At 42.0% G+C, this 15,345-nt stretch carries 11 protein-coding genes; 2 read left to right on the plus strand and 9 right to left on the minus strand.

All coding sequences use genetic code 11. The annotated features are described in order from the left end of the window. Nucleotides 1-139: 139 nt before the first annotated feature. The gene (locus tag B9G53_RS03710; RefSeq protein ID WP_094529272.1) at nt 140-934 is read right to left on the minus strand and encodes a multidrug ABC transporter permease; all 795 of its coding nucleotides are present in this window, start codon (nt 932-934) and stop codon (nt 140-142) included. Nucleotides 935-1,178: 244 nt separating this feature from the next. On the opposite strand from B9G53_RS03710, the gene B9G53_RS03715 reads away from it, so the two are divergent. Further along, complete coding sequence (locus tag B9G53_RS03715) at nt 1,179-2,450, plus strand: glycosyltransferase (RefSeq protein ID WP_094529275.1); 1,272 nt, start codon at nt 1,179-1,181, stop codon at nt 2,448-2,450. A gap of 197 nt (nt 2,451-2,647) precedes the next feature. Here the strand turns inward: B9G53_RS03715 and B9G53_RS03720 are convergent, their stop codons facing one another. Next, nucleotides 2,648-3,325 carry a DUF2459 domain-containing protein gene (locus tag B9G53_RS03720; RefSeq protein ID WP_094529278.1) on the minus strand — a complete coding sequence of 226 codons (678 nt, stop codon included), beginning with the start codon at nt 3,323-3,325 and terminating at the stop codon, nt 2,648-2,650. A 144-nt stretch (nt 3,326-3,469) separates the two neighbouring features. On the opposite strand from B9G53_RS03720, the gene B9G53_RS03725 reads away from it, so the two are divergent. Next, complete coding sequence (locus tag B9G53_RS03725; RefSeq protein WP_094529281.1) at nt 3,470-4,168, plus strand: Uma2 family endonuclease; 699 nt, start codon at nt 3,470-3,472, stop codon at nt 4,166-4,168. Nucleotides 4,169-4,200: 32 nt separating this feature from the next. Here the strand turns inward: B9G53_RS03725 and bchD are convergent, their stop codons facing one another. From bchD to B9G53_RS03760, 7 genes are all read right to left on the minus strand, one after another. Beyond that, the gene (bchD, locus tag B9G53_RS03730) at nt 4,201-6,249 is read right to left on the minus strand and encodes a magnesium chelatase ATPase subunit D (RefSeq protein WP_094529283.1); all 2,049 of its coding nucleotides are present in this window, start codon (nt 6,247-6,249) and stop codon (nt 4,201-4,203) included. A 308-nt stretch (nt 6,250-6,557) separates the two neighbouring features. Next, nucleotides 6,558-7,586: an anthranilate phosphoribosyltransferase family protein gene (locus B9G53_RS03735; RefSeq protein ID WP_094529285.1), complete on the minus strand. Its 1,029-nt coding sequence runs from the start codon at nt 7,584-7,586 to the stop codon at nt 6,558-6,560. 82 nt (nt 7,587-7,668) lie between these two features. After that, entirely contained in the window at nt 7,669-8,592 is a 924-nt protein-coding gene (locus tag B9G53_RS03740; protein ID WP_094529288.1) for a LysR family transcriptional regulator, read from the minus strand. Between the two features lie 172 nt (nt 8,593-8,764). Then, nucleotides 8,765-9,169, minus strand: a complete 405-nt coding sequence (locus B9G53_RS03745; RefSeq protein ID WP_094529291.1) for a hypothetical protein — start codon at nt 9,167-9,169, stop codon at nt 8,765-8,767. 203 nt (nt 9,170-9,372) lie between these two features. Further along, nucleotides 9,373-10,611, minus strand: coding sequence for an adenylate/guanylate cyclase domain-containing protein (locus B9G53_RS03750; RefSeq protein WP_094529294.1), 1,239 nt, complete (start codon nt 10,609-10,611; stop codon nt 9,373-9,375). Between the two features lie 209 nt (nt 10,612-10,820). Then, complete coding sequence (locus tag B9G53_RS03755) at nt 10,821-11,363, minus strand: carboxymuconolactone decarboxylase family protein (RefSeq protein WP_094529296.1); 543 nt, start codon at nt 11,361-11,363, stop codon at nt 10,821-10,823. A 444-nt stretch (nt 11,364-11,807) separates the two neighbouring features. Next, nucleotides 11,808-15,299 (minus strand): PAS domain S-box protein, encoded by a 3,492-nt coding sequence (locus B9G53_RS03760; protein WP_094529299.1) that lies wholly within the window; start codon nt 15,297-15,299, stop codon nt 11,808-11,810. Nucleotides 15,300-15,345 lie beyond the last annotated feature (46 nt).

Here is a 15,345-nt window from a genome sequence, read left to right on the forward strand (position 1 = left end):
TTTTATCTTGTATAGCTATAGATATCAATGTTAAGACAAAGCCAAAACCCAAAAGAGAGTTGCGGCGCTTCGCGCCGCAACTCTCTTTTGGGTTTTATGTCCTGACTTGGCTGGCTATAGATATACTAAGGTTTTGGTACTAAGCTCCCATCCCAGAATATTGTTGGATTCCCTTACGCCATAGCCAACGATTGGCTACAAAAAAGATACCCATCCATCCCGCCATAATTCCAATCCCTTGCCAAACAGCGATCGCCTTTCCCACCAAAAGCGCCGCAGGAAAATACACCATATAAGGGAAAGGAGTCCACAGGACAATATCGCGAACTAGCGGCGGGAATACATCCAAAGGGGCAATGATACCCGATAGAAATATATAGGCTAAAAACCAGAGTTGCTCGATCGCACTTGCACGCTCTGTCCAAAATGATAAAAGTCCAAAGGTATATTGGATCAGGAATCTCAATAAAAAGGCGATCGTGACAATGAATGTTGCCATCAAACCCGTTGACCATGAAGGAATCCAGAAGGATTGCGGATAGAGAATAAAGAATAAAGCGATCAGCACTACCAGCATCGGCAGTCTAGCAAAACGTTCTGCAATGTGATTAATCAAATGATGCCAAAATGGATCGATAGGTTGTAATAAACGATGGGAAAGCTGTCCTGAAAGCAGTTCCTTCTCAAAGTCCCAAATCACCCAAACAATATTAAATTGACGCACTACAAACACGGCTAAGAAGTAACGAATAAACTCTAAAGCTGTGAAACCAAAGCTGCCAGTTTCGGATGCTTTTAGCCATGCTCCCATCAAAATAAATGGTAAAGAATTGGATAACAACCAGATGAAAAGTTCGGCTCGATATTCGAGCATATAGGCATAGTAGGTGGAAAATAAAGTCGTCGTAACGCGCAATATATATCTAAGCTGCATAGGTCAGTTCAACTGTTAAGATAAATATCCTAACCCGTAATACCAAAACACAAAATGGCTTAGCCATTTTGTGTTTTTAAAGCCCTTGCCATGATTGGTTTTCAATTCACAAAAGTGTGTCACATTTTTGTGAATTGGTATAATTACAGTGCTTTACGTGGCAACCCAAACCAAAAAAAATTTAAAAACTTCTGCGAAGTAGGGCTTTTAAAAATTTTCTTGTGATTCTCAAATGTGATGCTCAATGTCCCGACCCCAAACATCTAAACCTTTAGCTAAATCTGCCAAGAAAGGATTTGCCCGATCGCCAATCGCGATCACCCTAAGTGCTTGCCTAATTGTCAAAAATGAAGAGCAGCGCTTACCAAAATGCTTGGAGAGTTTAAAATCGATTGCCGATGAAATCATTGTCGTCGATACAGGATCGAGCGATCACACAGTTGCGATCGCCAAGAAATATCAGGCGCGAGTATTTCATTTTGAGTGGTGTGATGATTTCTCACAGGCGCGGAACTATGCGATCGCACAAGCTAAGGGCAAATGGATTTTAGTCATTGATGCCGATGAAGTTTTGGAGCAAAGTGCGATCGCTATTTTGCAAGAGGTGATGAAACGAGATGATTGTCTAGCCATCAATCTTTTGCGATCGGAAATAGACACAACCCAGTCCCCCTATTCCTTAGTATTACGACTATTTCGCAATCATCCTGCGATTACATTTACAGGTATCTATCACGAATCCATTGATCAATCGGTGGTAGCCTTACAAACGCAAGAACCTCATTGGCAGTTGCTCAATGTAGAAGTTCCAGTTTTACTACATTACGGCTATACGGATAACGAAATTCAACTTAAGCATAAGTATGAGTTTGCAAAACAATTGATGTATAAGCATTTAGAGTCATTTCCTGATGATAGTTATATGCTCAATAAACTGGGTGCTTTGTACATTAGTAGTCCTCAAGATCGCGATCGCAATTTAGGAATCGAGCTATTACAAAGAGGATTAGCCTTAATTGATGATCCAGAACAACAAAAGTTAATTTGCTGTGAACTCTATTACCATTTGGGGCTTGCCTATCAACAAAATGAAGATTGGGAATTAGCCAAGAGCGCCTATGAACAAGTGATCGCGATAGATGTCCCCAATCTTGTAAAACTTTCGGCTTATCTAAATCTAGGCAATATCTATCAAGAAAATTATCAAAAAGAAGCGATCGCTTGCTACGAAAAGGTAACTCAAATTGCTCCCAATTTTGCTCAAGGATATTTTAATTATGGAATTGCGCTCAAAACTTCAGGACGTTTTACCGATGCGATCGCTGCTTACCAAAAAGCAATTACTCTCGAACCGAACTATGCTGATGCTCATCAAAATCTAGGTGTCGTGCTGATGAAAGTAGGTTATTTCCCAGAAGCGATCGCCTCTTTCACAAGAGCAATCCAACTCCATGAGCTGCAACAGAACTATGAAACTGCGGAAATATTGCGATCGGCTTTAAAAGAATTCACGTAATGGTTCTGCAATTTAATTTTGATGGCGTGGCTTTGCCGCGCCATCAAAATTCGCGCTCTTATTTTATAGCTGTCGTCAAGTGTATAAGGACATAAAACCCAAGAAGATAATGGCGGCGCGAAGCGCCGCCATTATCTTCTTGGGTTTTGCTTTTGTCCTAACACTATCGACGGCAGCTATAAAGACTTAAAGGCAATTCATGAATTGCCCCTACTTATGTTTTGTAAAGATTTGATTTGCTCACCAAGATTTTTTGCTAATACAGCGCGATTAGGACAGACAGAAACTCCTCCATTTCGTAAAGCCTCAGCCGCCCATGTATTGCAATTAAAAGCGGAGAAATATCTCGGCACAGCCGCATAGAAGTTACTCACGCCATATTGACCTTTGCCGATCGCTGCTAAGCGATCGCCTTTCTCATTAACTGCAAAGGTCTGCTTCACATGAGCAAATAAATTTTGAAATCCCGCCTCTGATAGCTCTATCGGCAAAACAGGAAATTTAAAAAATTTCTCAGGTGCTTCTGCAAAACTTGTCACATGCATGACGCTATCCGATGGAATGAAAGCAGCTCGCAGCATCGAAGGAATAGACTGATCACCCGCAAAATAAAACTGGCGATCGCCCCATCCCACTTCCACATAGGGAGCATCTTTCCATTCTTCTGCACCAAAAGTTTCTCCTGTCTGTTGCGCCCATGCTAAGCCCGAATGCCATTCATGTTGGACGAAATAAATCGTGCGAGTTTTTACGTTTGGTGCAGGAGGAAATAGCCCCGCAGGTGGACTAGGGCAATAGAGAAAATAACTGGCGATCGCGATCAAAATCCCCAGTAATATTCCTAGAAATATTGCAGTTTTCTGCTTACGAGTCATGGGCAATTTTAAAAATATTGTCTATGCTCCAATTATCATAATGTGTTCATGCTAATTTTTAGGATGGGCAGCGCTTTGCGCCGCCCATCCTAAAAATTAGCGTAATGTTAAAATAAGTCAATTATCTTTTTATGGAGTTGTGCTATGGTTTCGCAGCTAACCATCTCATCAACTGAAATTGTTTACCCTGAAAGCGATGGTCAGCCCATGGCAAGCAATACAACGCATTTTATTTGGATTGTCACAATCAAAGAAAATCTTGACTGGTTTTTTAGTCAACATCAAAATAGTGATCTGAAGATTTTTGTTGCAGGTGATTTGTTATGGTATCCCGTCCAAGGACGCAATGATCTCTCGACTGCTCCTGATATCATGGTGGCGATCGGTAGACCAAGAGGACATCGAGGTTCTTACAAACAATGGTTAGAAGATAATATTCCTCCACAAGTTGTATTTGAGATTCTCTCTCCCACAAATACGCGAGAAGAGATGGATAAAAAACTTCTTTTTTATGATCGCTATGGTGTGGAAGAATATTACATTTATAACTATGAGGCTAATCACCTAGGTGTATGGCTAAGAGAGCGTGATGGTGGACTATCTCCAATTTTCATTGAGCGCAAGTGGCAAAGCCCCAGATTGGGAATGCAATTTGAAATTACCGATGAAACTTTAAAAATGTTTCATTCTGATGGTACTGCTTTTTTAAGTTATGCCGAAATTCAAGATTTATTAGTAAAAGAAAGAGAACGCGCTGACTCAGCAACACAACGTGCTGAAGCTGAAAGACAACGAGCCGATCGCCTTGCGGCAAAACTTAGAGAATTAGGAATTGAGCCATAAAAAAAGAAAGGGTGCTTTGCACCCTTTCTTTTTTAGTTACGCAGATCGGCGATCGCACTGAGAGCGACATTGGCGATCGCTTGATCAGTTGCCTTAGGCAAATGGTAATACTTGCCACCACCTGCGGCGGCGAGTTCCTTGGCAAATCCCGTAGATACGAATTTGTTTTCCGTATCGATAACCAACAGCCCTAAATTCAAAGCCCGAATCTTACGACAAATATCGATTAATTCGGCTTTGATATCAGGCTTGTTTTCAGGATCGATGGGTTCACCCTGCGATCGCGCTAAAGGCACATTGCCGCGACCATCGGTAATCGCCACAATCGTCACTGAACCAACATCACCCGACTGTCTAGCATTCATCGCCACCCGCACAGCCTGCGTTAAGCCATGCGCTAGCGGTGAACCACCACCACAGGGCATCGTATCAAGACGACGACGTGCTGCCTCAATAGAACGGGTGGGCGGTAACAATACATCGGCTTTTTCGCCTCGGAAGGGAATTAGCGAAATTTGGTCACGGTTCTGATAGCTATCGGTAAGCATCCGTAAAGCTGCACCCTTAGCCGACTGCATCCGATTGAGTGCCATTGAACCCGATGCATCTACTAAGAAAATTGTCAGTGCTCCCGCCTTACGTGCTAGCTTCTTCGCTCTGATGTCCACATCCTCAACGATCACTTTGCGATGGGGTTGACGCAATCTTCGCGCTTTTTGATAAGGAGCTGAAGCGCGGAGGGTGGCATCAACGGCAATGCGATCGCTCTTTCCTTGAGGCAAAACTGGCTTAATATAACGTCCCCGTTCTTGGGAATAGATCAGGTTGCGCGTACCAGATCGCCCCTGCTTTTGCATCGACTGAGCAAAGAAGAGAACTTCAGGATCGAGAATTACACCTTCAGGATCAAAGACAAACTCTTCAGGAATTTCAGGAGATTCATCCTGCTCTTGATCTTGTTCCTGATCCTCTTGATTATCATCCTGCTCCTGTTCGCCATCGTCTTGATTTGGGGGAGGCGGTGGCGCTTGTTGCTGCTGTTGCTGTTCAGGTTGTTGTTGCTCAGGAGAAAGAGGCGATCGCGGTACGATTACCAATTCCACTGCTTGACGCAGATCGTCAGCATTAACTTGAGTCCGACTTTCCAACGCCGCCGCCGCCTTCGCTACCCGTAAAGCAAACAACTCAGCACGATGTCCTTGCACTCCACCCCGCACTGCTTCCGCAACGAGATACTGAATCTGCGCCCTAGAAATCGTCACATCAGTAAGCCATTCTCGCGCCAAAATAATCTGTGTTCGCAGATCGTCAATATCCGAGTCATAGCTACTCAAAAAGGCTTCAGGAGAATTGGCATAGCCCAATACCATATCTACTGCTTCCACTCGTTGATCGAGTGAGAGAACTCCATCAGCCGAAAGATTAATCGCAATCCGATCCATCAGATGTTCGCCTAAAATACCCTCTTCAGGGTTATAGGTGGCAATCAGCAAAGGTTGACAGGGATGTTGATAGCTAATGCCTTCGCGTTCGACTTGGTTATAGCCTGTAGAGAGAACAGAAAGTAGTAAATTAGAAATCTGAGGATCGAGTAAATTAATTTCGTCAATATAGAGAACGCCCCGATGCGCTTCTGCTAAAATCCCTGGCTGAAATACAGTTTGACCTTCGCGCACCGAACGACTTACATCCACAGAACCAATCAGCCGATCTTCGGTAATTCCCAACGGAATTTGGATGAATGGCGCAGGAATAACTTTGGTGGCAATTTCGCTCTTGTCTTTGTCCTTCATCGCCTTGACTAGAGCATCGTCCCATGTGTCGGGCTTAGTTGGATCGCAGTTACTAAGAGACTCAACGGCAACTTCGATGGGAGGCAGCAGGGCATGAATCCCACGCGCAAGGACGGATTTGGCAGTGCCGCGTCTACCTGCGAGGGCAATGCCACCGATCGCAGGATCGATCGCTGCTAGCAGTAAAGCGGTTTTAATCGCTTCTTGACCGACCACAGCCGCTAGCGGAAATGTGATGGGTGTGTTAGAGATATTTGTGGTTAGGTTGGTGGGCGGCGAAGATACCATGCGATCGAGTTATAGGTTGGAAAATATAAAAAAATTTGGAAATGAAATTTTAAGCTTCGGGTCAATTATAGCGTTTAGTCGTCTAAGCTAAAATTTATACCAATACACAAAAGTATCGGCACACTTTTGTGTATTGAAAATCAAACCCAGTAAGGATTTTAAAAACACAAATGGCTATGCCATTTTGTGTTTTGGTATTTTCTCTAGCTCAATCAGTGAAGCTTTGCCCTAGAACAACTAGAAAAATTGTTTGAAGAAACCACGCAAGAGCAATACACAAAGAAACTATCGTTTTTGATTTTGAGAAGTTAAGCTCGTAAATCCTCTAATTTCTGAAATGCTCTACCACTGCTGATGATTTCTTGGGCATGGGCGATCGCCTCGGTAATTTCATCATGTAGTCCATAGAGCCAGAGATAGAATCCACAGTTCCATAACACGGAGTTAAGGTATTCGGAAGGTTCGGCTTTGAGAGCAGAGATAATTTTTATCGCCATTTCCGAATCATCAGCGATCGCAGGATCTTCAGAGCTAAATCCATAGTTTCTTGCGGATAGAGTCAGGCGCTCAAAGTGATCCCCATGATTGATACCGATGATCGCTGTACGCGATCGCGGCAAGTCCACACTTCCCTCCCAACCCTTGACCGTAGCAAATTCGGTAATACCATGCTGAGCAAAGGCTTCGCGAATATTAGTTTCGGTAGGCGGATGGACAAACCCTGAGACGATGAATTGTTTGCCTTGATAGGGAGACCACATTAGCTCAAGGGTCGCAAAGGGTGGACGTTTGCCAATTTGCTCGCGATAGGGAACTAGCCCTTGGGCAAGGGGAAAATGTTTGGGCAAATAGACAAATCCCAAATTTTTGGTTTCTAGATTGAATTGCACTTGCTCAATGGTCAGATCCTGCCAATTTAGCCCCAAAGCTTGCCAAATTTCGATAAAAGGTAAACCTTCTTTAGTTGGCATCCGATCGCCCCCATGCATCAAGATCGGAATACCTGCTGCTGCTAAAACGATCGCCGTTACAGGACTAACTGGTGCAGTCTTTGATCTGCCATCATAGGGCGATCCCAGTACTAAAACTTGTTTATGGGATGCGATCGGCGCTAGCTTTGCCCCCAGCAGTTTATAAGCATCGAGCATCCCTGCTAGTTCCTCACTAGTTGGACGTTTAATCCGATGGGCGATCATAAATGCGCCGATCTGAGCAGGAGTAGCAATTCCTTGCAACATCATGACCGTAGCAGCCTCAGCCTCTTGGCGCGTTAGGCTTTTGCTGGTATGTGTACCACTACCAACTTTACGCAAAAATTCGCGAAATTCTTTACTCATTACTTTACGGGTGAATTTAATGCAAAAGTCGATTAGATGTTGAATTATAGCCTAGAAAGTAGAGAGTATCTGCTTTCTAGGTTTATAGTGCGCTTTTGAAAACGACAGGAATTTCCTGCTGAATCATTTGGGCTGCCAGTTTACAAAAATATTGAATTGGCGGAATTTGAATACGATCGCTGGTAGTAACAAGCACAATTTCGCGAGTTAGACAGGGATCATTGAGCGATCGCACTACTAAGTCTGGATCATGATTTAATTCCACCAAAAAGGTTTCTGGAAGCAAGGCTAACAAACTGCCTTGCTTAACTACGCCTCGAAAAGCTTCTAGAGAATTAAGCTCTAGAGCTGCATGTAATCGTAGCCCTTGGCGATTGAACTGATCTTGGACAAGACGCTGCAATCCATAGCCATCTTTGAATACAGCTTGGGGGACATTATTCAAATCTTTCCATGTTAGCGATTCTTTTTTACAGAGGGGATGATTAACAGGCAGCAAAAGTTGGATTTTTTCTTCATATAGGCGTTCAACTACCATTTCGGAACTGGCAATTAAAAATGGATTATTCATCACGATCGCAATATCTATCAAGCCATCCTTGAGAACCTTCAGAGCGCGATCGCTTCCTAAAGTCGTTACTCGTAACTGGACATTGGGATAAACCTTAGAAAATCTTTGCAATATCGGTGGTAACTGATAAGCACATGCTGAAGGAATCCCCGCGACACAAAGCTCTGTTTGTTTGCCTGCTTGCAAATCAAGTAACTCTTGTTCGGCTGTTGACCAAAGCTGACAAATTTTCTTAGCATGGGGTAACAGGCGATCGCCGCCCAGAGTTAGCTTCGCATTCCCCTGACGATGAAACAAAGATATGCCGACAGTTGCTTCCAAAGACTGCACCTGTCGGCTGATAGTTGATTGACTAACTCCACATTTCTGCGCTGCCTGTTGAAAGTTTCCTGTTTCCGCAACTGCCAAAAAAGCCTGTAACTGTTCCAAACGCATGAAAAATCAATGATGGTTTTAGTTGTGTCTGCCATCATTAAGCAACTTCTGGGGTTTTAGAAAAGTAGCGCTAGTAACAAGTAATCCCAATTTATAGCTGTCGCCAGTCTTGCTAGGACATAAAACCAAAAGACGGGTGGCGGAGCTTTGCCCCGCCAATCGTCTTCTGGTTTTATTTAACTAATGATTCACCAAAGGTGCGAATTGTGGGCAATGTATCCGTAAACCATCCCAAGCCTAGCCCTGCGCCAGCGGTTAACACAAGAATAAAGAAACTCAATCCGCGATTATGGGCTAAAAAAGCACGTAGTTCATTTCTTGCCACATACATCAGCAACACCCAGACAATACTGATCCCTAAAGACAATGCAAACTGCGACTTTTGATAAAAGACAAATATCACGGCTGCGATCGCCCATCCTACGGAGAATAACCAGTCCACTCCAAAAGCGATCGCCCCTGCGGGAATCCAGATCCGCCAATCAGCCTTGTGAATCGAAAGCAACCATCCATAGGCAATATAACCAATTAACACAAGAGTCAATGATAGGAGCGGTAAATTTCGTAAAGCACGCATAATTTTGATCTTTTAAAGTAAGAGTATTAGTCACAGGTTATAGCGAAAAGTACTACATCTAAGTAGCTATTACCCAAACCCGTAAGGTTTCGCCCCTGCGGGGCGCGTTTGGGTTTGTAATTAATTATGCCTATCTACTTACACCAATTTGCCATCTAAAACCTACTAGTAGTATTGCGTCCGCAATACTATCTTCCTTAGATTTAATTTTTGATCCCTTTGATTAGATACATATCCACTTCTCCCATGTTTTTTGCCAATATTTTTCCACGATGCTCAACTTCAAAAGAGTCTTTGACTAACTCAAATGTAGCTTGAGAGATGTTGATTTGACCAGCAACTCCCGATGATTCCATTCTAGATGCAAGATTAACCGTATCCCCCCAAACATCGTAAACAAACTTTTTCTTACCAATGACACCACTCAGCAAAGAACCTGAATGGATGCCGATGCGAATATCCCAGTAAGGTAGATTTTGTTTACTTTTTTTGATCTTGCGGAACGCCATAAATTTTTGGATTTGTAATGCTGCCATAATCACATCTAAAGGATGCGTGTGATTAGCCTGAGGAATACCTCCACAGCACATATAGCTATCTCCTATTGTTTTTAACTTCTCTAAATTATATTTTTCGATCACTCGATCAAAATAAGAGAAACAATAATCAAGCTCTTTTACTAAATCCTCTGGCTCCATTAACTCAGCTATTGTCGAAAAGTTCTCAAAGTCAGTAAATAAAACCGATGCTGATGGATAATAAACAGGCTTAACTCTACCTGTATGTTTCAATTCTTCGGCAATTTGAGCAGGTAAAATATTTAATAGTAACTTTTCAGATTTTTGTTTTTCTTTCTCAATTTCAGAATAGAGTAAATTTAATTCCTCGAAAGAGTTGGCATTCCGAATTGCTGATGATAATTGCAATGACAATAAATACCCAATTCTTAAATCTTCTTGATTATAGGCATTTGGCTTAATGGAAGCAAAAATTATCACACCAAAAATTGTCTTAGAACTTTCAAGAGGTAGAATGATTTGAGAACTATATTGACCAAGAAACTCGTTAGGGTCAGATTGTTTGATCAGTTGAGATTGCCCAGTTATGAGAGCTTTTTGGAAACTCTTACTGGTGTTCATTGTAGCTTCATCAAACTGGATCGCTGCTCCAGCTAATTTGATGAAGCGTCCAGAATTATTTTTAACTAGATATACACTAAGATGCCCAAAGTCTAATAACCACTTAGCTTGTTTACCAACTACTCGCAATATTTCATCAAGACTCAGAGAACGATTAATGGCTGTAGCAATTTCGTTGACAGCAGCAATTCTGACAGAAAGAGCTTGCGTTTCTGCCAAAAGACTGCGGGCTGTTAATAGAAGTTCTTCTTGATCTAGTTTTTCAAGTTCTTTTCTATTTAAAGGGTCGGACGAAGAATTCATTATTTAGACAGTTCGCCATGCATAATCGCCGCAGTTTTCAAGTTGTATCCATCAACTTGAAAACTACAAATTTTTTGTAAGTAAGAAGGCTTGATTATCTGTAGGATAGGTTAGTGCAACGTAACACATCAATTAGGTAAGCCTCAATTATGGGTTACGAGATCGCTAACCCATCCTACATTTAATTCCCCAAATTTACTTAGTAGAAGTTACAAAGCGTCGATTTCCAGAGCGATCGCATCGGTATAACGATTCACACTAGAAAATAAATCTGCGGCTGCCACAATCTCAAAAATCTCAGAATCATCTAATCCGAAAGATTGCAAATTTTGGTAATGGGATTCGTTAATCTCAAGAGGTTTTGTCCCTGCTAGTAAACCAAATCTAATTACTGCTTTCTCCCTTTCTGGTAATGGACAAGCATCAAAGTTAGAGACTAAAGTCTGGAGAACTTCTTCACTCATTCCTAAAGCGGAAAGCCCATGCAAATGCACTTTTAAGGCATACATACTATTGTTAGCCTGAGAAATTGCAACACCAACCATCTCCTTGAGAGTCCGTGGCACATCACCTTGTAGGATAGTTGAGCGAAATTTTTTCCAATTTGCTTCCAATATATCGGGATTGATTGCCATTGATTTAAAAATATTTGGAACAATCCCAAATCCCAATTCTGTCAGAATCTGATCGTAAACTTCTTTAACCTTCGGATCAGTTACTTGGTCGTATTCGACGATAGCAAAATGAGTCATATTTATTTTAAATTTTAAATTTATATTTTATAAGTTGTTAAAGCTGCTTGCATTGAGCATAGCAAAGCTCCCTATACCTAACTATAGGGTTGATAGAATCATAACAGAGTTGCGATAGTTCCTCAAACAGGCAAAATGCTTAGCTCTAAATGATTAACTGAAATTAACTGATGTTATGTGGAAGCTTCTCAAAACCTTACTCCTCAACCCTTTTCTTGTAAAAAGATATAGCTGCCGTCGCTTGTGTCCTAGCTAACGCTTTTTTTGCTATAACTAACTGATGTTACGTGGAAGGAATTCTTGCGATGGCGTAAGTCTAGGGCTGGCACGGGGGCGCAGCCCCTACAAGATCTAAAATTTACAGGTAGGGGCAATCCCCCCGTGGTTGCCCTGTTATGCTAGCAGCAATAGGTTCATTGTCTGAGTTCCACGTAACATCAGTAACTAACCTAGATTTGGGAGCAGAGGTCGAATTAACTCCATAATTCGGTCAGAATTAAAATTATTAATAGTAGCTATTAATGCCTTGGATAGTCTTGCGTTAGATTCGGGAATTTGAGCGATTAATTCGTTCATAACTTCGGTGTCAAGATAGTAAGCGGCTTGATACATTTGTTCTAACCACTGAGGAGGCATTGCGGATAAATCTTCTACAGAAAGCGTTTTAACCGATGGTTGTGTAGCAGCTTTTTCTCTAGTTTCGTAGATATATTGCACTCCCAGATGTTGAGCAATTTTATCAAAGAGTTCTTTTGGCTGAAATGGCTTACCGATAAAGTCGTTACAGCCAGCCATAAGCACTTGATCTCGCTCTTCATCAAAAACGCTGGCAGTTAAGGCAATAATGACAGTATCTTGGCTCTGAGGTTTTTCTCTAATGCGTTTTGTGGCAGTGTATCCGTCCATGATTGGCATTCGCAGATCCATTAGAATCAGATGTGGTGACCAACTCTCCCACAAAGAAAGTGCCTCAATGCCATGCGTTGCTTCTCTGACCTCAAAGCCGATCGCAGTCAGAAGCTCGACTAGCAAGCGGCGATTATCTGCTAAATCTTCAACGATCAGAATGCGGTAAGTCGGTTGTCCTGAAGCTAAACTAATTACTCTTTGATTAAGCGGTTCCGAAGTAAGGATAGCTGCTTGAGGTAACTGCACTCCAAGCTCAAAGGAAAAAGTACTGCCTTGGTTGAGAGTACTTTGCACTCGAATCTGACTACCCATAAGTTGGATAAATCTTTGGCTAATCGCTAAACCTAGCCCAGTGCCTTGATTCAATTGATTCCCAGCTTGAGCCTGCACGAATGCTTTAAATAAGCTATCAATATCTTTTGAAGCAATTCCCACTCCTGTATCTTCAACCTCAAAAAGAAGTTGAGCTTGCTTCAGAATAGGTATTCCCAGTAGCCTGACTCTTAAAGTGACGCTCCCTTGTTTAGTAAACTTAATTGCATTACCGAGCAGATTGACTAGGGTTTGGTAGAGTTTTTTCTGATCAGTATGCACAAATTTGGGAAGATTGCGATCGCGATCGACTATTAGTTTCAATTCTTTTGATTGGGCTTGAACTTGAAACAGTTCTTCAATCGAAATCAGTAAGTTCTCTAAATCAAAGTCAGAGGGATTAAGCTTCATCTGTCCGCTTTCAATTTTAGATAAGTCTAAAATGTCATTAATTAGTTCTAATAGATGCTTACCGCTACGATTGACGATCGCTAGATCTTCTTGGTGCTCAGGACTCAGAGAGAGATCGTAACTCATCAATTCTGTAAATCCTAAAATAGCATTGAGAGGAGTGCGGAGTTCATGACTCATATTGGACAAGAACATGCTTTTGGCAAGGTTTGCAACTTCTGCGGCTTCTTTTGCTTTCTGAAGTTCCAACTCCACCTGTTTGCGATCGCTAATATCAATCAAATACCCCAAAATTTCAATCGGATTACCTGCATGATCTCGAATTATCCGCAGTTGTTCAAGTATCCAACGATAATTTCCATCTGCGTGCAAAAGACGAAACTCCTGAAAATGCAAATCTTCGGCAAATAGATTTGTTAGCCCATTAAGTACTGGATCTACATCATCTGGATGTAGATGATTTATCCAAAATTCCGACTCTTCTAAAAATGCTTTAGGGTCGTAGCCCATTACCTCCTTGATATTTTCGCTAATAAATGTTGCGCCATAGTCACCATCTGGTTTGCTACTAAAAATAACGACGGGACTGTAATTGAGGAGAAAATCAAGGCGATGTGCGGTAGTTTGTAGGGCTTTTTCGGACAGTTTTAGCTCTGTTACATCCTCTTGAACTGCGACATAGACAGTTCCATATTCAGGATGCTCAAACCTAGAGGTATGGACTCGACACCAAAAAAGTGTGCCATCTTTTTTCTTGTTATGGACTTCATATTTCGCTTCGCCATCGCGATCAAGTTGAGTGACAATATCTTCCACGGTTGCGTCGGGTGTCACCTCTGTATCGACATAATTGATCACACCAACGGGCTGACCAGCAAGTTCTCCGTCTTCGTAGCCAAACATTGCATCAAATTTAGGATTGGTGTAACCGATCGTCAGATCTGTGGCTTTGACTAAACAGACTCCCCCAGCCATATTATTCATAATGATGCTCTGAAGTTCTAGCGTCTTTTGAGCCTCTTTCCGAGCCGAGACATTTTGGATTTGAGAAATAAAATGTAGTGGATTTCCTTGAGTATCTTTTATTAGAGAGACATTCAGCAAAATCCACACAATATGTCCTTGTTTGTGAAGATAGCGTTTTTCTAGTTGATAAGTTGAAATCTCTCCTGCTAATAGTTGCTTAACATACCTGAGATCTATATCTAAATCGTCAGAATAGGTAATATCTTGAAAAGTTAGCGTGAATAACTCTTCTGGAGAGTAGCCAATAATCTGACACAGCGCAGAATTGACTTTAATCCAATGCCCATCCAAGGAAATGATCGCCATCCCGATCGAGGCATCTTCAAATGCATGGCGAAACTGATCTTCACTGGTTCGCAAAGATTTTGTCCGTTCCGCCACAAGAATTTCTAAGGTCTCGTTAAGTTTTTTGAGTTCTTTTTCGGCTTGTTGGCGTTTTCTATCTACTTGATTGAGAAATCGAGCTGTTACCCAAATAAGTATTGAGAAAGTGAAAACTAAAATAGTTAACCTCAATGCATAGCCAAATTCAGGGTTATACCAGCCTATTTTTTGCCCATAAAAAGAAGATAATTCTAATATAATTGGAAGGATAATTGCCCAAGGCAACAATCTGCGAGCAATCTCTCCACCGACTAGGGGGCTGGTTAATGTTTGCATTAATCCTTCCTTAGGTCGAAGGTACAAAATCCCCACATAGAGAATAAAAAAGCTGAGGATTGAGTTTACTGCCTGAATCGTTGCCAGTGCGCCAAGACTTGCCAGAACGCCGACATTGAAGATCTGTCCAAATAAAGCTAACAGAGAAATTAAAGCCGCAATACTACCACAAATCTGCGCCCACCAAGTATTTCGTTGGCAATTGCGACCTAGCAGCAACAATGCTATACCCATCAGGACAAAATTGACAGCCGTATTTACACCCATTCGTCCTGCATAAGGAGTTTTTGAAGATACAACATCTCGAAACAGCAATTGGTCGATATGTAGATCCCAACCAAAGCAATACTCAATCAGTGTGAGCAATCCGATCGCAACAATTGCCCCCGCCAGTCCTTGAGAAACTCGATAATGCGATCGGGCGGATCGTTGGCGCAGCAACAACATCAAGGATATGCCCGCAAATAAGAAGCAAATTGCTGCATTTGCCTTCATGCTTACGTTTATGAAAGGCAATCCGCTTTTGAGTAGGGAGATGTCAAATTGCCAACCGAGCATTACAGTTAGGGCGATTACAATGACGAGTACCCCTGAGATTTGCGAAATATGCCTATTCATAAATATTCGTAGATATTTGCTTGCCGAGAACAAACTTTTACATAAA

Origin of the sequence: Pseudanabaena sp. SR411, from assembly GCF_002251945.1 — a bacterium.
In the GTDB taxonomy this organism is placed as follows: Bacteria; Cyanobacteriota; Cyanobacteriia; order Pseudanabaenales; family Pseudanabaenaceae; genus Pseudanabaena.